This window comes from Leptolyngbya sp. CCNP1308 (genome assembly GCF_034932455.1).
Taxonomy (GTDB): domain Bacteria; phylum Cyanobacteriota; class Cyanobacteriia; order Phormidesmidales; family Phormidesmidaceae; genus Nodosilinea.
Genome location: NZ_JAYGIH010000007.1, coordinates 83652 through 103776 on the forward strand (window position 1 = coordinate 83652; position 20125 = coordinate 103776).

Sequence of the window (20125 nt, forward strand, 5' to 3'; positions counted from 1 at the left end):
GGTGTCGTTTCATCATTGCCTGTCCACCTATGCAGCTCAACGAAATTGTCCCCTGGGGCAGAACGCTGAAGGAATACAGGTCAATGTTTAGCCTGTCAGAGGCAGATTTAGGCCTAAAAATTCTCGGCTGCGGCGATGGCCCAGCCAGCTTTAATGCTGAAATGACGGAGATGGGGAAATCCGTTGTGTCGATTGACCCGGTGTATCAATTTTCCGGGTTGCAGATTGAGCAGCGGGTGCGAGACACCTATGACGCAATTATTTCTCAGGTCAGGCAAAATGCTAGCCGCTACGTCTGGCAGACCTTTGACGATGCCGATGCCTTGGGCCAGGCTCGCCTCGCCGCCATGGAGACATTTTTATTAGACTATGGAGCAGGCAAGGCAGACGGTCGATATTTGTGCCAAGCGTTGCCGAGCTTAGACTTTAACGACGACCAGTTTAAGCTGTGCCTATGCTCCCATTTACTGTTTTTGTACGCCGAGCAGCTCTCGCTTGATTTCCATATGGCGTCGATTCAAGAATTGCTGCGAGTTGCGATCGAAGTGCGGATTTTTCCGTTGATTCAGCTCAATTGTCAGCCCTATGCGCATTTGAATGTGGTTCTAGAAGAGTTGTCCAAGAAAGGCTACAGTGTCCAGATTGAATCGGTCGCCTACGAGTTTCAAAAAGGTGGAAACAAAATGCTGAGAATCAATCGACAAAGCATTTTACAAACAATTTAGATGGCTAAAGCCTCAACCTGTGGCAAAACTACTGACCGAGCTGAAATACGACGCCCAAATATTCTCGGTAAGCGCAAATTTTATTGTCCCTGACATCAAAGGCGATCGCAGCCTGATTTTGATAAGGATACCCTGCCATCAAGCCTTCAGAACGAACTTCAAAAATCACCGTAGTAGGGCTAGTTGCTATCTGAAGAACGACTAGAGTCAGTCCTTCAGGAAAGTGCGTAGACACCAGCTCAAAAAATGCTTCTGCCTTTTCGCGTCCGTGGTTTAAACCCTTAAAGGGGCCTGCAGGAAACCAAAACGTAAAATCGTCGCTGAGCTGATCTAAAAATGGCGACCACTCACCACAGGCCAGCCCTTGAGCAAAGGCCTGAAACGCCGCCTCAGCTACGCGCAATGTTTGAACGCTGGCTTCGGGCATGGAGAAAGTAAGCAACAGTCTTCAAATTATAAAGGCAACCAGGGTATTTCAAAGACCGCCCAAAAAGCGCCCTGGGCTAAGGCAGTTGTGGGGATCAAATTGGGCTTTGATCGCCTTCATCACACTCAAAGCATTGCCGTTGTAGCCCCACACATCCACCGATTTTTTCAGGGAGAGCGGTGCTTCCAGCAGGGTGAGATAGCCATGGCTAGCGGTGCAGATAGCCCGTAACTCCTCTACCAAATCCGCGGTGGCCGCGGGTAGCCGCACCGTGCCAATACCGCTACCCGCATGGATGCGAGCCACGCCACCTGAAGGAAGGTGGTCGAGCCAGGTCATCGCCTTAGCCGGGGGGAAGCCCACCTTAGCCACAATGGCCCCCTGTTGTTCAGACTGAGGAAAGAGAGCCCCACGGGCCGTCGCCCAAATTTGCTCATCTTCTACACCCTCTAACACCTTGGCGGATAACTCCATGCCGATCATGGCCAAGAGAGCGTTGACCTGTTCCTCTACCCCTGGCGCAATGGATTGAAACTGGGCTAGTAGTGCAAAGGTTTCCCCATAGCCTAGGCGTGCAGCCAGAGCGGGTGACAATACATCGAGGGCCACTGGGGTTAAAGATGACAGACGCACAGCATTGACGAGGGCATCCATTGCGCTGACGGCCCCGGTGATGACTACGGTTTTAGACTGATCTTGCCCTGGGTAAAGCCGAAAGGTGAGCTGAGACATGATGCCCAGGGTGCCATAGGAGCCGGTCAGCAGCTTCATCAGGTCGTAGCCCGCGACGTTTTTGACTACGCGCCCGCCCGCCTTGGCGATCGCCCCGTCATAGCGCACAAAGGAAATGCCAATCAGCATATCCCGCAGGCCACCATAGCGCTGACGCAGCGATCCAGTGTCCCCTGTGGCGACAATACCACCCAAGGTCGCCTGGTCTGAATAGGCCGGATCAACCGCTAAGAACTGGTTGTGCTGCGCCAGAACTGGGGCTAAATCCGCCAGTTTAACTCCCGCCTGGGCGGTGAGGGTCATATCCCCCACGGCGTGGTCGATCACCTGGTTGAGCCGGGCGGTGCTGACGATTAAATCTACCCCTGCCCCAACGCCGCCCCAGGACAATTTGCTGCCGCTGCCGCAGGGTATGACCCGCCAAGAATTTTCATCGGCGCAGGCCATGACCGCCGAGAGTTCTACTTCGGTGGTGGGGTAAACGACGGCCTGCGGCGTTAGGTATTCCGGTAGATTGAGGGATTTGGGAGGGAGGATGCGATCGCTCTCCACCACATCCCCCAAAATTTCAGCAACGTTGGCCATACCCTAGTCGATGCTGATAGGGGTGGGGCCGCTGGCAGAACCGGCGGCGGGGGGCACGTTGGTGCGGGCGGTGCGAAACTTGGCATAGAGGCGATCGCGCCAGTCAAAAAAGGCCCGATATTCCGGCACATCGGCAATGCCAGGGACACCCTTACCGCCAATGCCCTCGGGCAGATCGACATACTGCGCAGTGGGGAACTTAAGGTACATGGTGGCAGCGGCCACGGCAAAGTCGGCCAAGGTGGGTGCATCGCCCAGCAGATAAGGGCTATTTTGCAGCATCAGCACCAGGGCTTGGAGATCCTGGCGCAGGCCAGCGGCAGCAATTTTGATGTCATCGGGGCCAAAGCCAACGCCGGTGCCCACCAGGTTGAGCAGGTCGCCGGGTAGCGCCCCCACCAGGCTGCGCAGGGGCGCGGGGGTAAAGCTGGGCAGCAGCGCGGTGCGAAAGTTGGGGTGCTGTTTAAAGGCTCCGACCATGACGACGCGGGCCTTGGGGACGATCGCCTCATCGGCCCAGCTTTCTAGCGCCAGGCACAGGCCCTTTTGCTTGGGGTCGGTGGGAATCAGGGGGCGATCGGGATAGGCTTTTTCGAGGTGCAGGGCGATCGCCGTCGAGTCGGGAATCACCAACTCACCATCCTTGAGCACGGGCACCTGACGCTGGCCCGACAGCTGAAAGATTTCGACTTGGCCCACGCCGGGGGTGACTTCGACCTTGCGGTAGGGCACCTGTTTGTAGTCGAGAATCAGGCGAATTTTTTCGGCAAAGGTGGAGGCTTCAAACTGGTAAAGCTCTAGCATGGGAATCCTTATTGGCCAGGTTCTTCAGGGGGCAGAGTGGGCACTGGTAAACCCGGTAACACTGTATCGCTATTTGCAGGCGCTGCACAGGCGGAATTAGTCGGCGGCTGGGTGGTGACGGTGACGGTTTCAAAGCCTGCGGTAGACAGAAGTTGTCCGACCGTGACTTCGGCGCGGCGGTTGGCCTCGGCCAGCAGATTTTCTTGGCAGGCGGCCTCTTCAATTTTGACTAGCGCCTCTTGCTGAGCTTTTTCTTGCAGCTCGGGGGCGGTATCTGGCCCCAGGCCCAAAAAGCCGCGACTGTAGTCAAACACGTTCGATTTGCTGAGATCGATTTTGCTGTCGAGAATCTGCGGCGGCGGCAGGGTGATCTGAATCGAAGATTCCCCGTTTACCTGCACCATATCGGCGGTGATTTGCGAGAGATCGACCCCGGCCCGCACTTCGCCGTAGGCAATGTAAAGCAGGTTAGTCGAGCCGATCACGTAGCCTGCCAGGGTGCGATCACTCTTGGTGGGCACCACCGCCTCCATGGCAAAAATCGCCGTGGTCAGCTCGCTCGCCCCCCGCAGCTGTTGAACGATGACAGAACGCACATCTACCTGGGGCTCACTGGGGCCGGTGGTGAGCATGAGGCGCATGCCTTCGAGGAAGCGATCGGGCGATCGCCAAAAACCAACCCCCGCCGCAATGCCCACCAGCACCGCGCCGCCGATCAGCGCGTTGAACACCGTGCGAATGGGTCGAAAGGGCGACCGACGAGGCTTTTGCGGCACGGGTTGTGGAACTGGAGTAGGCCAAGGCTCAGCCGGAACGCTAGGGTCTACGTAGCGCGGCGGCAGCGGGTCGGGCAGTTTGCGATCAGGTGGTGCAGGGCGCATGGGCAGGGAGTGGTTTGTTAGACAGGATGGTGAGAACGGTGGAAAGATAATGAGTTAGTTCAAGTGTACTTTTTGTAGATCATTCCTGGGCCATCGGTTTTAGATAATCAGGATTTAAGGCTGAAAACGAAGGTTGCGGAGCGTTCTAACTTGGGCAATGGTTTCAAAATCGCGATCGTTGTGAACTAAGAGCAAATCGTTTTTGATGGCGGCTTGAGCGATGCAACAATCTATTGGACTGCGGACGGTCAGCCCCTGACGACGGAGGTCATAGTAAATGCGGGCAGCAGCTTGCCAAGATGAAGCTGTTAGTTCAACGTAGTCCTGTTCCTCCAGGTAAGTTGAGGGGACTGCCCACTCTTGCTCATTCGAGCTGCCCTGAAGCAGTTCAAGCTGAGTGAATCGGTTGAGTAAAACCTGACGGTTCGCAATCAAGGTTTCAAGCTGTTGGCGCACTTGACCACTGCGATCGCGAAAGACACCAATCCACACCGATGTATCAATCAGCAACATTGCGAGTTTCGCGCAGGGCTTTATGGTCAAAATTGGGAGAAAGCTGGATTTTCCCTGCTAAGTCAAGCAAGTTTTTTTTGCGCCGTGATCTCACAAGTTCCTGTAAGGCAAGGCTCAATAACTCTTCTGGGGTGGTGAGCTTTGTAAGTTGTAGCGCCTCCTCAAGCAGTGCTTCGTCAAGATTGAGCGTAATTTTCATAGGGCACAGATCTAAATGAAAACGATCCAACAAGACAAGCCGCTGCATCGTCTTCTATCCTAGCCTGGCCTAGAAATTCCGACCTTCGGTTAACACATCGTACAGACCCCAGATTGCCATGGGGCGCATGTAGTGGCAGGCACGGTAGGTGCCCAGGGCGGTGATCGCCTCGGGAGTGCGAAATTGCAGGCCGTAGGCGTAGATTTGCTGAATCACCGCTTCGGTAATGGTCATTGCCTCTTCCCGCTTACCCATCTGGGCGAAGAAGGCCGCCAGGCCAAAGTTGATGCCGATCCACACCTCCTGCTGGTGGGTGCTGTCGGGATCTTCCGGGGAGCCATCTGGGAGAACGCCATTGGCAGCGCCGATCGCCATTTTCAGCGAGGCAGCGCTAAAGTTGCCCAACTGTGCGCCCTCAAACTTTTGCTGGGGTGGGCGTTCCTGGCTCTGCACCACCTGATTAAATTTCACAAAACAGGCGTCGTAGATGGCATCAAGGGCCGACAGAGTGAATTCATCTTCAACTAGATCCGGCAGGCCCAAGTGGCGCACCATAAACTGGCCGCAGAGCTGGTCGGCCATCACCACATCGGAGCCGTTGCCGGTGTCAAGCCGATAGTAGCGGCCATTCCACAGTTTGGGGTGGTAGGCCTTGAGGCCGTTGTCGAGCCAGCGGCGGTACTGGCTGAGCAAAATGGGGGTGTTGCCGGGGGCCAGGTTGTTAGCGGTGAGGATTTCGGCCATGGCGATCGCCGCCTCCATCGCCCCCAGCCACAGGCCACCGCAGTAGGCGCTAATGCCCTTGAGCTGCCAATCGTCGAAGGTCTGGTCGGGAGCCCCCTCGTTTTCGGGAATGCCGTCGCCGTCGCGATCGAACTGCTTGAGATATTGCAGGGTATCGACCACCGCTGGCCAGCAGTCTTTGAGAAAGGCCACATCCGTTGCGCCCGTGAACTGGTAGGCGCGGTAGACCTGAAGCACAAAGTCGCTGCCCAGGTCTTTCCACTGATTGCAGTCTTGGTAGCTGGTGTAGTTGGTCTGCTCCCAGGGGTGCTCGTTGGGGGCACCCAGGTCGTGGGGCGTTGCACCTTTGAGCTTGCGAATCGCCGGGGGATTTTCTAAACCCATAGTGACGTAGTAGCCAATGATCCGCCGCCGCTCGTCTTGGGCGGGGATGGCGCGGGCAAAGGCACGCAGCACGGCTTTCTCTAGCTCGGGCCACAGCAGCAGAGTGGCAAAACCGCCGTAGAGGCGCACGTCGAGGCTTTCGTACCAGCGGTAGTCGATGCATTCGAGCACCGCAAACTGGCCCACGGGGTCGGCCTCGGTAGCGGCGCTCCACAGGGTGCCGCCGCTGGCCAGGTCGTACAGCTCGTTGAACAGCGCCATTTTGAAGGCGTCGGGCAGATCGGGCCGATCGAGAATCGGCTGCTGCCAGGCAGTAATGTGCTGCTGCCAGGTCTTGTACTCAGTCAGGGCATCGAAGGCGATCGCCCGCGCATTCCGCCCATCGGTGCCGTAGAAGTCGGTGTAGCGCCGGAAGTTGTTGACCCCAGCGGCGAACTCTGTCACGGGCAGATCCCAGGCCAGGGCAACGGGAATCTGGCGGGTTTCGCCGGGTTGTAGGGTAAAGCGGAGGGCGATCGCCCCCCCAATCTGCTCTCCTTCCTCCGCTGGAGACGTATCCAGCAAATTCATCAGCCGCCCCAGCTTGGCAAACGAATCCCACAGGTCGCGCCCGTCGCCTGCCGGGTTCCAGCGCAGGTCGTAGGAAACTTCCACGTTGGGATCGTCTAGCGCGGCGATGCACCACTGGCCATCGCCCTCTTTAGGGTCGCCCTGCCAAGCTCCGTTCATGACCAGCGCCTTGAGACCGTCGGCGTTGATGAATTCGTTGAAATTGCCGGTGCTTTGGGCGATCGCAGGCACGTAGTCGTAGTAGGGGCTGCCATCATCGCGCAGCAGCACCTCGGGGGATTTTTGCGTGTTGGTGAACCAGCCCACCATATTCTGCCAACTCACCATGATGCTCAAGGTGATGGGGGTAGTGGTGGGGTTGTGGGCCGTCCACTCAAAGGCCACTACTGGATAGCTGGCTTCTTGATAGTTGTCGGGCCAGATGGGCGAAATCTGTTCGCAGGTAATCTGGGCGCGAAACACGTTTTCGTAGCGGTACCAACTGCGGGGATACAGCGCGTGGTAGCTGCCGGTCGTTCGGGCCTTGGTGGATGCCGGATACCACGACCACGACGATAGACTGCCATCCTCGGGCAGTTGGGTGCTGAGGGCGTAGGCTTGGGTTCTGCCGCCCCTCTGCTCCCACAGGCTGAACTGGCAGCCAGGGAAGCTCTGGAACACGTGCTCGCCGCCATCCATATGCCAGAGGTTGAAGTCGCCATCGGGCGATCGCCCCACACAGCCCGCCCCCAGCCCGCCCAGGGGTGCCCCGTGGTTGGGGCCATCGTCGAGGTTGCTAGCGTAGCGCACGATGTAGTGGTGCTCCCAGGGCTGGCCGAGGGGGCGCTGCCACGCCTGGGATGGAATCTGAGGGAGGGATGGGGTTTCAGTCATCCCAGAATTTTACCGGAGCAGGTTAATTTATATCGAGGCTTTTAGCTGCTGTAGCAGCCAACTCGCGCTCACCCTCGCTGGGCCGATCGCCGCGCCGGCAGCTTGCGCCGGGAGGGCTTATTCTCAGGCTCTAGGGAATTGGGGTGTTGCGCCTCCAGCAAAAACACCCGCCGACCATCGGTAATGCGGTAAAGCGTGGTGCAGGTACAGGTATGGCCCTCAGCCTTGAGCTGGGCGGCTCGTTCATCGCAGGCGGCCTGGGCTTGTTCAACTTCTTCCCAGTCGGTTTCGAGAAATATTTCCTGGATTAAACTCATATAGATAAAAAATGAAGAGTAAAGAACGAAAAACTGAAGCAATGCCTGACGCGATTGAGTCATGGCATTGCAGACTGGTCTGGCAAAGGCTTAATCGACTACGACGACTCAAAGACCTTGATTAAGGGTACTGATTCTGCGCCCAAATGGCCGTAACGGCGAGAAAATTTTCCTACCGCCGGGTTTTAGCGGGAGCAGCGGCTCTAGATTCGATCAAAAATTCCGGGATATCCCACAGCGCATCGGCATCGAGGCAGTACTGCTCGCACACCAAGCTGAGGCGGCTGCCCCCGCTGGCCATGGCGTTGACCGAGTGGGTCAGGTTGCCCTGAAAGTGCAGCAGCAGGCCCGTCTGGGGCCGAATCTGCGCTACTCGCTGTCGCCCCCGCTGCAACACCAGTTCGCCGCTGGCCAGGTCAGCGGGCACCTGCACATAGAGCACGCTGACCTGCTCGGGCGGGTCAATGGTTTTGCAGTATGACCGCAGCGAGCGATCGATGTGGGGGTCAACCCGCGACCCCTGTTTCAACAGTAGCGGATTCAGATAAAAAGCGTTGCAGTCGGGCAGCAGCGCCTGGTCGAGGTAGGGCTTAAAAAAGGGAAACTGGCGATCGCACTCGGCTCGCCCTGCCCCTTTGAACACCACAGAAAAGCCCTTGGTGGCGACAAAATCGCGGTTGAGGTTGTTGGTGGCAAAGTAGCGGCACGACTGAATTGCCCCCCGCAGGTTGTGCAGGTAGGCGGCAGAAAAAGCCTCGGGCTGGCAGCGATAGTAGGGCATAGCGTGAGATCGGCGTGGTCTAAGGCAGGTTCGGGAGTCAGGATCTCACGGGTGTTCGGCAAAGGTGGCGGTGTCACCCGTCTGGGTGAAGGAAACCACGGTGTAGGGGTCAACGCCATCGCCCGTTTCCATCCCCGGCGAGCCCACGGGCATGCCCGGCGCGGCGATACCGAGCACGTTGGGTTGCTCGCTCAGCAACCGCTGCACATCCGTCGCAGGCACATGGCCCTCAATGACGTAACCCTCGACTAGGGCCGTGTGGCACGAGGCCAAAGCTTCTGGCACGCCGTACTGGGCTTTGATCGCATCCATGTCGTCTGTAACCACATCCTGCACGTCGAACCCGGCGGCCTGCATGTGCTCAACCCAGTGGCCGCAGCAGTTGCAGGTGGGGCTGCGGTAGACCGTTAACTCGGTCGCGGCCCAGGCGGTGGAGGGGCCGAGCAGGGCGATCGCCAGAACTATCCCCAAGGCCAGCAGTCTACCAATTAACCCACGACGACTCATCGAAAAATTTTCCTACAGTATCCGTTTAGTGTGCCCTACCTCTAAGGATACTGAAATCTACGTAAACCTCAGTTCGAGTTAAGGCGCTAGCCCCCGTTGGGGATTGTGATCACCCCAGCCCAAGGTCTTCTGTAGGGGTCAGGTGCCTTTAGTGCTGCGGCAGATAACTGTCATGGATAAGAAGGCACCTGACCCCTACAGCCGCATGGCATTCTGGTGGCAGTCCTGTGGTGAGGTGGCCCGATGCGGCAGATTCTAAAACGGCTGGCGAAAACTTGGATGCACCATATCCATCCGCGACTGATGTCGTTTGTAGCCGCCGTTGGTCTGCTCTGGCTGGGGACGTGCCTACTGATTCTGTTCGGTCTGGCCAACCTGGCCGATGAGGTGTTAGAGCAGGAGGCCTTCTTCTTTGATGAGTCGATTTTGCTGTGGATTAACCAATTGGCCACCCCGGCCCTAGATCGGGTCATGCTAATGTTTACCCGCCTGGGCGATCCCAGCACGGTAGTGCCTCTGACTTTCATTGGGTTTAGCGGGCTCTGGTGGCGACGCCATCGCTCGATCGCGACCGTTTTTGCCATCAACTGCATAGGCGGGGCGGTGTTGAGCACCGGGCTAAAACTCTTGTTTAGCAAGGATCGACCAGAACTTTGGCCCCAGATTATTACTGAGAGCACCTACAGCTTTCCCAGCGGCCATGCCCTGGGGTCGATGGTGCTTTACGGCTTTACGGCTTACCTGCTGGCGCAGCGCTTCCCCAGGCAAAAAATAATCATTTATGCAGGGGCAGTCTTTTTGATTGGCGGCATTGGCCTGAGTCGGCTTTATCTGGGGGTGCACTGGCCAACCGATGTGCTGGCGGGCTACGGCATTGGCTTCCTGTGGATTAGCGGCTGCATTGCTCTTTTGCGCTTCAAGCTCTCGACTCCACCCTGGCTGAACTGAAGTAGGTCGTGGCTGAAAGGCGATTCCCCTTACAGAAGATGTTCGCCACAAACAGATTGCCTTTATTGCAAGCATCCTCAGCGTTCTGCCCGGCCACGGATGGCGGGGGAAATGGCCAGGGTCTCTGCCCCAAACAGCATGGCAGCAATGTCGTCATCGGTCCAGGTGTGGGTAGATTGGCAGTGGTGGGCCACGAGCAACCCCCAGAGGTCGTCGTCCACCAGCACCGGCACGACTAAGTTGGCCTTTACCCGCAGCTCGCGCAGAAAATTGCGGTGGCAGTCGGCCAGGGGCTCGGTTTCAATATCGGCGATCGCGCGGATCCGCCCGGCTAAATACAGCGCCGCATATTCGTCGGTGAAACATTCATCTGGCCCGGTGGAGCCAAAGATCGAAAACTGCGGATCGCTGAGGGCTTCGAAGGTGACTCGCCCTTTCCAGGGGCGGTAGAAGTAATACAAGAGCACTCGGTCAGCCTTGAGTTTGTGTTGCAGATCGCGCGTGGTTTCCACGATCTGACTATCCCTCTCCAGGGTCGTTGAGAGGTGGGTAATGATTCGCTGTAGACCGGGATCGGCCTGCCAGGTCGAGTCAGGATGGGGAATTTCGGAAGAGGGCTTTCGCACAGAATTGATTCGCTGTAACCGCTAGGGAGAACGTGATGGTTGTATTTTAGCTAGACCGCGGGGTGGGCTGACTGCGAAAAGATCAGCACGGTATAGGGGCCGATAGACAGGGTGCCATGCCAGGGCAGCCCGTCTTGATCACCGGGTTCGGCGTTGACATCGGTGCTGGGGTGGTTGGCAAAGTCGTCGTTGTAGCCCTGCCAGTCGCTGTTAAAGCGCAGCGTCCACAGGCCAGCGGAGGGAAAGCCCAGCTGGTAGTTTTCGTAGGTCGCATGGGAGAAATTGGCCACCACCACCACGTCGTCCCCAGGGCCACCCTCGGCCCAGCGCTGAAAGGCAATGATCTTGCGATCGTCGTTGAGGTGGTAGACCTGGGTGAACTGCCCGCAGAGCCCGCGGGTAAAGCCGTCGCGGCTGAGCCGCAGGCGAATTAGGTCGCGGTAGAGCCGCACAATGCCGTGGAACTCGTCGCGCTGATCCCAATCGACGGGCACGGTGTCGCGAAACCAGCCGCCTTCGAGAAATTCTTGCCCCTGAAACAGCATGGGAATGCCGGGGGCGGTGAACACCATGGCAGCGGCCAGGGTCGAGCGTTTGCGGGCGTACCAGCCCTTGGGGTCGCTGGGGCTGATTTCCTGGGGCACCCGCGACTTGCCGTTGGCCACCTCATCGTGGGATTCGCTGTAGATCACCCGGTCGAAGGCATCGTCGTTGTCGCGGTGGCAGATGGCGTCGCGAATGGCGTCTAGCGATCGCTGCTCGTCCTGGCTGGCAATCACCGCCTGGCGAATGGTGTGCACAAAGCTGGCATCCCACTGGCAGCCAAACCCGGCCCCGCCTGCCCCCACATCCTTCGTCAGCCAGCGGTTGTTTTGCAGATCTTCGGCGATGGTGATGTGGCCGGGGTATTTCTCCACAATTTGGCTGTTTATCCACTGGAGCAGACTCCAGCCCTCGGGCAAATCCTGCACATCCTCGGCTTGGAAGGTGCGAATGAACTGGGTGGCGTCAAAGCGCAGCCCATCGACGTGGTACTCCTCAAACCACATCAGGGCGTTGTCGCAGAGGTACTGGCGCACCTCGCCTCGACCGTAGTCGGGGCGGGTTTCGCCCCAGGGGGTGTTGGCCCGGTTGTCGTTGTAGAAGTAAATGCCGCCGCGATCGTTTTCGCTCCAGCCGTCAAACTGCCAGAGGTCGAGGTCGCTGGGGCCGAGGTGGTTGTAGACCACATCTAAAATCACGGCAATGCCCGCCTGGTGGGCGCGCTTGACAAACTGCTTAAACGCCAGCGGCCCGCCGTAGCTGATTTCGACCGAAAAGATGTGGGCGGGGTTGTAGCCCCAGGAGCGATCGCCCGCAAACTCACCAACGGGCATGATTTGAATGGCATTGACGCCGAGCTTTCTCAAATGCCCCAGCCGCGCCGACACCGACGAAAACTGGGCAGGCTGGTCGAGGTGCTCGCGATCGTTAAAGGTGCCAATGTGCAGTTCGTAGATCACCAGCTCGTTCCAGGGGGCGATCTGAAAATCATCCCCCTGCCAGTCGAAGCTGGGGTCGTGGACGATGGCATTGCCCACCGAGCTGGTCACCTCCCGCGCATAGGGGTCAATGCGCTGAAACTCGCCCTGGGGGGTGGTGAGCAAAAACCGGTACGGGTCGCCCGCCTGGGCCTTGGGGATGTTGGTGTACCAGTAGCCGTCTTTTTCGGCCTGCATTTTGTGCTGGGTGCCGTTCCAGTTGTTGAAGGAGCCAATGACAGAGACCTTTTGGGCGTGGGGTGCCCACAGGCGAAAGGCCACCCCTTTGTCGTGGAGAATCGAGCCGATGCCCTTGATCTTTGTGGCCTTACTCATGGTTGACTCCTTTTATACAGGGCTGGGCAAGGCTTGCGATCGCTCAGATTGCAGCATCCACCCTCGGCATGGTCTTTTCCTCAACCGCTTTGGCTACCTGCACCAGTTATGCATTCTCTGCCAGGGCGACAAGCATTGGCCCCGGCCTGATTGGGCTAATCAAGGGTTGGGGGGTTTGACAATTTAGTACATGCAATAGCCGCACTCAATAAATATCTGATATGGTATTGCAATTTTGTTAATCTTTATAGCCATATAGCGCTCAAGCCTAATTTAAGCGGCATGGAGCAAGGTTGACTCAACCTCGCTAAGAGGATGTTTGAAAAGTCCTGTTTCTTGTAGCAAAAGTGGAGATCCCCCTGCCCCCCTTAAAAAGGGGGACTTTTACCCCCCTTTTTAAGGGGGGCAGGGGGGATCAGCAGGTGACTAAAACTACAGCAAATCACTTTTCAAACGCCCTCTAAGGCTCGGCTAAGGAAGGCTGGCAGAGAAAATATACCCCCGATTCATCCCCAATCACCTATAAACAAACCCCCTGCGTTTATAAGAAATCTTTCTTCTGGAGGATTTTTAGGCGACATCTTAGGATAGGGATGAGTGACCAGAATGAATCTGCTAGGCTGAGGGGCGAAATCCCTGGCTCATTCCCCTGTACCCTCACAAAGATGAAGTAGCGTGCTGGTTGATACACCCTCTAAACTCACCCTGGTTGAAGATGCGACCCAGGCCCTGCTCGACTGGGCCGCAGACGTCACCGAATCCGATGCCACCATTTTTCACAAGGCGCAAACCCTGGCCACTCGCCTTGGGGCCCACTATCGAGCCGATGGTCTGACTGAGGTAGGGTTCTGGACGCCGGAACTGACGGCTGAAGTTATTCAGTCCGATCGCAGTATTTACCTAGAGGTGTTCACGCCCCTAGAACCGATTGATTTTCGGGCGCGGGAGCAGCTCACACGCTGGCAGCGAGAGCGCGTCTCTCTGGCCCATCAAGGAGAGTATACCTGGGGGGTAATTGCCGGTATGCGCCCTGGCACCCGTGAGCAGGCCGGGAGTTTCTACTGGCTGCGCTACGTCGATCGCCAAAATCAGGTGCATACCCTGCGGGATGTGCTGGCCTACTCTATGCCCTACGGCATTTTTGCCCCTGCCGAGCTGTATGACATCGACCGAGTGCAGCGCCAGCGAACCGACCTAGATTATTTTTGCCAGACGGGCGACCAAACCGGAGCGCTGCCCGGTCAGCTGGCCTCAGATGTCGAAAATCCGCCCCCGCGACTGCCTGCACCCCACTGCATTTTGCAGCTGCACGTCAATACAGCCTCTGCGGTGGGGACTTTGGAGGGGCTGGCCCAAATCTATCGGCAAATCGCCCACAAGCTGCGTCAAAACGAACCCCTCACCCTAGCCGAGCAAAACTATATCGGCTATGACGCCGTTCAACTACTGCCCATAGAACCCACCATTGAATATCGCTGGGACGAGAACAACATCGCCCATGAATTCTTTGCCCTCTGGGCCGACAATACTGACGTCACCTACAGCGAACTCCACGATGAACCCCAGGAGGTGCCGATCACGCTGCGCAAGCCCATCACCCAGAACTGGGGGTATGATGTGCCGATTCTGGGCTCTGCCGCGATCAATCCGGCGCTGCTGGGCAGTCTGCGACCCGATGAACTGATTGATGTAATTGAGGAGTTGCACAACTTTCCCCAGGGGCCAATTCAGGTCATTTACGATCTGGTCTACGGTCACGCCGACAATCAGTGTCAGTTTTTGATTAGCCCGCCTTTCCTCAAGGGCCCCAATATGTATGGCCAAGACCTGAATCACCAGCATCCAGGGGTGCGGGGGATTTTGCTGGAAATGCAGCGGCGCAAGCTCAACACCGGAGTGGATGGCATTCGAGTGGATGGCGGTCAAGACTTTCGGTTCTTCAACCCCCTCACGGGCATTGTGGAACAAGACGACGCCTATCTCATGGCCATGAGCGATGTGATCCAGGAAATTGGCGGCTACCAGCGCCTCATGTTCACTATTTTTGAGGATGGCCGCCCCTGGCCCCAGGAGGGCTGGGAAGAAATCTCTCGCTATCGGGAATTGATCGATCTGCGGCCTGAGTCGTACCAGTGGGGGCCGCTGATTTTTGCCCACAATACGCCAGTGCTGAAACATTTTTGGGATCAGAAATGGCGGCGGGTCTGTGAGGTGATGAGCCAGGGCGATCGCTGGATTACCGGCTGCGCCAACCACGACACCGTGCGACGCGGCAACCAAATTGATCCAGAAGGGCCGATTAACTGGCACCTGGGCGACACCCTGGAAGAAGTGCTCAAAAATGCCTACGACAACCCGGCCACTAAGCTGTGGGTGTATGGGTTTAGTCCGGGGCTGCCCATGGACTTTCTCAACGCCACCTTTCGCGCAGCCTGGGGATTTTTTCGCAATACCGACGAGCGCTACGGGGTCAAAGTGGCCTCGGAAGAAATGGGCTTTCTAGACTGGCAGGTGACCCCTGAGTATTACGCGCAACCCCGCCACTTCCAACGGTTGAAGGCTATGGGTTTTGCGGAGCTAGAGCAACTGCGTCGCTTCGCCAAGGCGCTGCAAGTCACCATGGTGGAGTCAGACTACGACTTAGAAATTGTGGCAGAGACCTGCCGGCGTTGTTTTGATGGTGAAGTGCTGGCCTGCGCCAACCCTCGACTGCAACAGGCGAAGGAAACCGAAGCAAGGTCTACCTTTTTGGAGCAGCTGGATGTGCCCAAACTCAAGGACTTTGCCAAAGCCTTTATGGAAGACTGCCACGATTTTGCCAAGGTGGACTACTGGGCCGACCATCTCAAGCCAGAGCAGGTGGCGTTTAATCAGGCCCTGCGTCAGTATCGCGTCGCCCATCCCTGGCTGCGAGAAAATCTGGAGGAGCGCGATCGCTTCAATCGCATTAGCGACGAAGAGAGCACCCTGTTCTACGGGCTACGCACCCAACCCAGCGAAGACGTTGACGATACCTCGCCCTCCGTCGCCATGGTCACTCACATGGGAGGAAAACCGCTAACCGTGACGCTGGCGGATTGGCTGCAACTAGACCTAACTGAGTGGCGGGTGGCGATACAAACGCCGGGTCTCAATTTAGAAGATGACGCCGAAAGCCTGCGAGCGTTTGAACTGCGAGACAGCCAGGGGGTGCTACTAGAAAAAATAGTCAAATCGTAACGCGATCACCCAAGGTGATTTTGCGGCAGAACCCGTGCTTTTGTGAGGTCACGGCTTGCCCTTCTATAGCTGGGCTCTAAAAACAAAGGGCGATCGCGTGGCAGTATGCGATCGCCCTTCAGACTGACTGGTTTTGGGTTAAATGCTTAAGCAACTGACTGCTGATCGGAGGCAGACCGATTAGACCGTCGCCGCTCAGACCGCCGCTTGCCGCCTGCCATCTCATACTCGGAGCTATTGCGGCCATAGACCACGGCCACGGCATTTAGCATCCTTTCGGACTTTTCCGCCAGGGCCTTTTCGGCAGCGATCATCTCGTTGTAGAGCTGATCGACGGTGGAAAGCAGTTCGTTGTACTTGTTCTGGCGATCGCGCATGTCGTCGATCGCAGCCCAAAATTCGTTGAGGGTCATGCCGTTGCCCATATCGAGGTTGGGTTTGATGGCCCCCATCGCGGCGGCGCGACGCTCTGCTTTTTGTAGACCGATAGATGTGCGTTTTGCACGAGCCATAGTTTTACTCCCTCCTTGGGAGTTTGAATAAAAGAGCTGGAGGGGCTGACCGGGTGATCAACTTGCGTTCAGAGTTGACGCCCACGTTTCAAAAGCATCCTGGCGAGTTAAAGGAATATTGAAGCTTTATGCAGGGGCCGAGAACTCTTCAAATGGGTTTAGAAAAGTTCTGTAGGTTTACGCTTAATGTCTTGATAAAGAAAAAATACTTTCAACTTTTTTATCTGCACTCTCTAAGGTTTCAGTATTAATGCGGATAAAGCGCTGCTTAAGCCCAAATGAAAACTACTTTGCGCTTAAGCAAAACTAGTTAGCTATTATGAAGAACTACTTTACGCTTAAGCAGAACTGGTTAGCCGCTACTGAGAAGTCATGAGCGGCTACAGATAACTATTTTGCGATTAAGCAGAACTGGTTAGCTGCTACTGAGAAGTCATGAGCGGCTATGGAGTAGGCGTTAATCTAGTTTGCTTATGTCTTAAAGCTTGAAGTATAAGCGTTAGCGGCTGGGGAGAGGGCGATCGCAGCATGGCATCAGCGCGATAGTTGTCGAAGGTTTGGCCAGCAACAAAGGTTTGAATTGCTTCGCCTGCCGCTTGAATATCGTAAAGATACCGCTGAACCTCAATGTTCATAGATAGTCAGGCGATCGGGGGCGATCGCTCGCAAGAAGTAGGGATTCTTGGCTGCGTTCAGATCGATTAAATCTACTGGGCGACCCAGGGTAGTGGATAGCCCTTGCTTGAGGCCAAAGAAGCGATCGGCGGCACCCTCGGGGGTATTAGTAGCAAACTCAACTAAAAAATCAAAATCGCTGGTCTGGGCATCGAAGGTAGGTCGGGTGGCGGAGCCAAAGAGGTCGAGCCGAGCCACTCGGTTGAGGCGGCACAGCTCTGCAATTTGAGCCTGCTTACGTTTGACTAATTCAACGGCTGCTTGTCTCACGGCTAAATTGTTGGTTGAACAAGGACTGTAGAGATTAGGCTGCTCCAATTGTAACGACTTCGTTGGTGTGGAAAGTGAAGATCAAGAGGGTCGAGAGTAGGGCTGGCAGAATCTAGCCAGCCCCAGCTTAGTGTTGGGTGACCCTTCGTTGCACGCAACCTACTCTTCTCGGGGTAAGAATTTCACCAGTGCTTTCATAACTTCGCCAGGCTGGAACTGGAGCGGTCGATCGGCATTGGGAGCGCTGAGAAAGTCTGTCCACTCAAAGATTTCGGCAAAGCCGAGCTGGTGAAGGGCGACGACGATAGAGCTAACCGAGCGCTTGCTGCCAATGACGAGAATTTTGACGGGCTCGCGATCGGGGTTGGGGTAGCTATGGAGCTTGAGGGTGAGTTCGAGATGGATTTGGTTGGGGTCGGCTGGCTCTGCGCCTGTGGCAGGGTCGGGGGTGATGATGCGGGCACTGTAGCGGGCGGCGGAAGAGGGATCTTGCTCTAAGCCTGTCGAAGGGTGGTTTTGCATAGTGTGTCAACAGAAACGATGACTAGCATCATAGTCAACAAGTTAGTTGCCGTCAACAGATCAGTTGTTTACGTGTCTTTGCTGGTCTGACACCATGAAGGCATGGGAAAAGCAGGACAGGTGCTCAGGCAAGTGCTTGAGGAGTTTGAGGTGAGCCAATATAGCCTTGCGGCGGCTCTCGATATTGAACGCAACAGTGTCTACCGATGGGCGAATGAAAAGAGCGACCCATCGGGCGAAACGATTGTAGATATCGTCAGGGCTTTGAAAACGCTTCATCCTTCGGCGGCCAAGGCTTTTGTAGAGCGCTATCTAGGCGAAGAAATCAAAGACCTGTAGGGTGGGCATTGCTCACCATTAACCCCAACAACAAATGATCAAAGACCAAACCTTGGGGACAACGCAAGACCTAAAGCCGTTTCGCCTTGCACATTGCTATGCCAGACAATCCAATTGAGGATGGGTTTGGTGCGGAGTGGAGATTTCGGTTGTTTGTGGGGGGAGGAGTTTTGATACAGAGGCGTGAGCATTGGGTAGTGAGCAGTGTCCACCTGACCTTAACTTATGTCCTACTAAGAATTGCTACAGCTACATTTTATATTTTTGGCCACTTAAAATCCCAAAATGTCTCCAAAACATTGGGTGAATAAACACCTTTGATCTATCCTCAACCTCAGCAATCGAAACACTAGGACCTCCAAGATAGCTCCACGATACTGGCATCGCGTCGTTTGTCTTAATGCCAACTAAGCTAACTTTATAAAATAACAAGAAAAGCTCTCTACGATAGTCCTCTGCCTTAACTTGAGCATCTACCACTTTGTTTGCTGCATCAAGATCTTCTCCCTCTACGGCGTCTATTGAAGAAGCTGCCTGCAAGCAAATTTCTTCAATTTCAATTCGAGAAACGCTATGAATCCTAAAAATTGGCTCTCTAGTTCTTAATATTTGTGCTAAAAGTCCCATATTAGGATAAACACCAATCCACTCATCTAACAAAGCTCTAAATCTATCCCTAGAATAATTACCTTCGGCATTTACAAGAGTGCTGGCATCTACCATTGGCTTTCCATCCGACAATGCAATACACATATTAAAATACTGAATCAAATCTCTTGGCCGAAGCAGAGTTCTTTTCAACATGTATTCGATTGCTCGTTCAGACTTGCCTCCTTCTAAATGAACAGGTCTCATTAAATCGTTATGTGTAACTTTTTTCTTAGTATATTGGCTCTTTACAAGTTTATTTACTCTTCGGTCTAGTACTTCAACCAAATCACTTTTAGACCAAATTAAGTCAAGACTACTTGTTCTATATTTTTCTTCCTGAAATCCTTCGCCTCTCGTAAACCTGTAAACTCTGTCCAACAAGTCATTTCTGATTGCTATAATGACTTTTACATTTTTGAGCCGGGTAAATTCGAGGCTAGTTTCAATCAAACCTCGAATTAGCTTAAACCTTAGCTTATTTTCAACCCACTCTTCATCTAATTTATCGATCACAATATAGTATTTCTTCTGGCGATCTGCGAGTAAAATTTCGTCCAAAAAATCGACTATTAAATTCAACTCCTGTATTTGAACTTTGCTAACAACTTCCTGTCCTCTGTGAATCACCTCTTCTCTTTGTTCTTTTGTGAGTTTTCTGGCTGCCGAGAAATCAAGTTTTGAGTTTTCCAAAAAAGATAAGTTGGCAGCACCTCGCAAATCCTTCTCAAGTTTGCTTGTCACTTCTTGCACTCTATAGTCAGTTTCACGCCAGAACGAGTCTCCCCATTCCTGAAGATACTTTAAAGCCATTTCATGCTTTCGACTTCTAGTAACTGAACTCCAAATACTTAAGAAGAAATTTTGCTTTTGCTGCTCACTATTAATTTTAAATCTTTCTCTTAGAATCTCGACAACAAAAACATGCCTCCATAAAAGCTTATAAAAGAGGCTGAGATTGACCCCAGCCTCTGTAAAAAAATTGATAACATTTGAATTGGAAATGTACGATAGCGATAATGAGTCTGGAAGAATAGGTATTACATGCTCATTGTCTACATTTAGTTGTGAAACTAGAGCTGATTTTCCTGCCCCGGTTCTTCCCACAAGAATACATCGATGATCTTCACAGTCTAGAAGAATTGACAAGATGCCAGTATCAATAAAGCAATCGCTTAGATATTGTCCATCCTGTTCAGCAGCAGCAGCACCAATTGTTTGATTCCCTCTAAAAACAAACTGATTGCTTATCATAAATTTTTCCTGTATTTACTTGATACAACAATTCTTTGTTGCTTTCAATTTCATTTGTTTCGACAAGGCTTAACAGAGTTGTTTTTAGGGAACCTCGATTAATTGATTTTTTTGGCCAGTGGTGTCTCATTTGAGACAGTCAAGGTGGATTTAGAGGAATTGCGTGACATCTCAACGGAAAGAGTCCCCTATTTTGACGAAAAAATAGGGATGG

21 protein-coding genes are annotated in these 20125 nt (G+C 54.6%); 4 read left to right on the forward strand and 17 right to left on the reverse strand.

Annotated elements, in window-relative coordinates; translation table 11 throughout:
- Positions 1–29 precede the first annotated feature (29 nt).
- A complete protein-coding gene (locus tag VB780_RS05420) occupies positions 30–725 on the forward strand; it encodes an SAM-dependent methyltransferase (RefSeq protein WP_323350122.1) in 696 nt (231 codons plus the stop codon).
- Positions 726–753: 28 nt separating this feature from the next.
- On the opposite strand, the gene VB780_RS05425 is transcribed toward VB780_RS05420, so the two are convergent.
- The 10 genes from VB780_RS05425 to VB780_RS05470 all read right to left on the reverse strand — a co-directional run bounded on the left by VB780_RS05425 (position 754) and on the right by VB780_RS05470 (position 9042).
- Positions 754–1152, reverse strand: coding sequence for a nuclear transport factor 2 family protein (locus tag VB780_RS05425; RefSeq protein WP_323350123.1), 399 nt, complete (start codon positions 1150–1152; stop codon positions 754–756).
- A gap of 48 nt (positions 1153–1200) precedes the next feature.
- Positions 1201–2469 carry an FAD-binding oxidoreductase gene (locus VB780_RS05430; RefSeq protein WP_323350124.1) on the reverse strand — a complete coding sequence of 423 codons (1269 nt, stop codon included), beginning with the start codon at positions 2467–2469 and terminating at the stop codon, positions 1201–1203.
- Between the two features lie 3 nt (positions 2470–2472).
- Positions 2473–3273: a glutathione S-transferase family protein gene (locus tag VB780_RS05435; RefSeq protein WP_323350125.1), complete on the reverse strand. Its 801-nt coding sequence runs from the start codon at positions 3271–3273 to the stop codon at positions 2473–2475.
- Positions 3274–3281: 8 nt separating this feature from the next.
- On the reverse strand, positions 3282–4154 hold the full coding sequence (locus tag VB780_RS05440; RefSeq protein WP_323350126.1) for a DUF4230 domain-containing protein: 873 nt from the start codon (positions 4152–4154) through the stop codon (positions 3282–3284).
- A 114-nt stretch (positions 4155–4268) separates the two neighbouring features.
- Complete coding sequence (locus tag VB780_RS05445) at positions 4269–4667, reverse strand: PIN domain nuclease (RefSeq protein WP_323350127.1); 399 nt, start codon at positions 4665–4667, stop codon at positions 4269–4271.
- On the reverse strand, positions 4654–4866 hold the full coding sequence (locus VB780_RS05450; protein ID WP_323350128.1) for a type II toxin-antitoxin system VapB family antitoxin: 213 nt from the start codon (positions 4864–4866) through the stop codon (positions 4654–4656). The genes VB780_RS05445 and VB780_RS05450 overlap by 14 nt, the downstream gene beginning before the upstream one ends.
- Positions 4867–4935: 69 nt before the next feature.
- The gene (locus VB780_RS05455; protein ID WP_323350129.1) at positions 4936–7437 is read right to left on the reverse strand and encodes a GH116 family glycosyl hydrolase; all 2502 of its coding nucleotides are present in this window, start codon (positions 7435–7437) and stop codon (positions 4936–4938) included.
- Between the two features lie 68 nt (positions 7438–7505).
- Positions 7506–7754, reverse strand: a complete 249-nt coding sequence (locus tag VB780_RS05460; protein ID WP_323350130.1) for a hypothetical protein — start codon at positions 7752–7754, stop codon at positions 7506–7508.
- Positions 7755–7926: 172 nt separating this feature from the next.
- Complete coding sequence (locus tag VB780_RS05465; protein ID WP_323350131.1) at positions 7927–8535, reverse strand: 2OG-Fe(II) oxygenase; 609 nt, start codon at positions 8533–8535, stop codon at positions 7927–7929.
- 45 nt (positions 8536–8580) lie between these two features.
- Complete coding sequence (locus VB780_RS05470) at positions 8581–9042, reverse strand: DUF411 domain-containing protein (protein ID WP_323350132.1); 462 nt, start codon at positions 9040–9042, stop codon at positions 8581–8583.
- Between the two features lie 243 nt (positions 9043–9285).
- Between VB780_RS05470 and VB780_RS05475 the strand changes: the two genes are divergently transcribed.
- Positions 9286–9990 carry a phosphatase PAP2 family protein gene (locus tag VB780_RS05475; protein WP_323350133.1) on the forward strand — a complete coding sequence of 235 codons (705 nt, stop codon included), beginning with the start codon at positions 9286–9288 and terminating at the stop codon, positions 9988–9990.
- 77 nt (positions 9991–10067) lie between these two features.
- On the opposite strand, the gene VB780_RS05480 is transcribed toward VB780_RS05475, so the two are convergent.
- Complete coding sequence (locus VB780_RS05480) at positions 10068–10616, reverse strand: GAF domain-containing protein (RefSeq protein ID WP_323350134.1); 549 nt, start codon at positions 10614–10616, stop codon at positions 10068–10070.
- Positions 10617–10666: 50 nt separating this feature from the next.
- Positions 10667–12472, reverse strand: a complete 1806-nt coding sequence (locus tag VB780_RS05485; RefSeq protein WP_323350135.1) for an alpha-amylase family glycosyl hydrolase — start codon at positions 12470–12472, stop codon at positions 10667–10669.
- Between the two features lie 675 nt (positions 12473–13147).
- On the opposite strand from VB780_RS05485, the gene gghA reads away from it, so the two are divergent.
- Entirely contained in the window at positions 13148–15691 is a 2544-nt protein-coding gene (gene gghA / locus VB780_RS05490; protein WP_323350136.1) for a glucosylglycerol hydrolase, read from the forward strand.
- Between the two features lie 146 nt (positions 15692–15837).
- Here the strand turns inward: gghA and VB780_RS05495 are convergent, their stop codons facing one another.
- The 4 genes from VB780_RS05495 to VB780_RS05510 all read right to left on the reverse strand — a co-directional run bounded on the left by VB780_RS05495 (position 15838) and on the right by VB780_RS05510 (position 17670).
- The gene (locus VB780_RS05495; protein WP_323350137.1) at positions 15838–16203 is read right to left on the reverse strand and encodes a hypothetical protein; all 366 of its coding nucleotides are present in this window, start codon (positions 16201–16203) and stop codon (positions 15838–15840) included.
- Between the two features lie 443 nt (positions 16204–16646).
- Positions 16647–16838: a hypothetical protein gene (locus VB780_RS05500; RefSeq protein WP_323350138.1), complete on the reverse strand. Its 192-nt coding sequence runs from the start codon at positions 16836–16838 to the stop codon at positions 16647–16649.
- Positions 16828–17148 carry a nucleotidyltransferase domain-containing protein gene (locus tag VB780_RS05505; protein WP_323350139.1) on the reverse strand — a complete coding sequence of 107 codons (321 nt, stop codon included), beginning with the start codon at positions 17146–17148 and terminating at the stop codon, positions 16828–16830. Before VB780_RS05505 ends, VB780_RS05500 begins: the two co-directional genes overlap by 11 nt.
- A 159-nt stretch (positions 17149–17307) precedes the next feature.
- Positions 17308–17670: a hypothetical protein gene (locus tag VB780_RS05510; protein WP_323350140.1), complete on the reverse strand. Its 363-nt coding sequence runs from the start codon at positions 17668–17670 to the stop codon at positions 17308–17310.
- A 102-nt stretch (positions 17671–17772) separates the two neighbouring features.
- On the opposite strand from VB780_RS05510, the gene VB780_RS05515 reads away from it, so the two are divergent.
- The gene (locus VB780_RS05515) at positions 17773–18009 is read left to right on the forward strand and encodes a helix-turn-helix transcriptional regulator (RefSeq protein ID WP_323350141.1); all 237 of its coding nucleotides are present in this window, start codon (positions 17773–17775) and stop codon (positions 18007–18009) included.
- 249 nt (positions 18010–18258) lie between these two features.
- On the opposite strand, the gene VB780_RS05520 is transcribed toward VB780_RS05515, so the two are convergent.
- Positions 18259–19911 carry a P-loop ATPase, Sll1717 family gene (locus VB780_RS05520; protein WP_323350142.1) on the reverse strand — a complete coding sequence of 551 codons (1653 nt, stop codon included), beginning with the start codon at positions 19909–19911 and terminating at the stop codon, positions 18259–18261.
- Positions 19912–20125 lie beyond the last annotated feature (214 nt).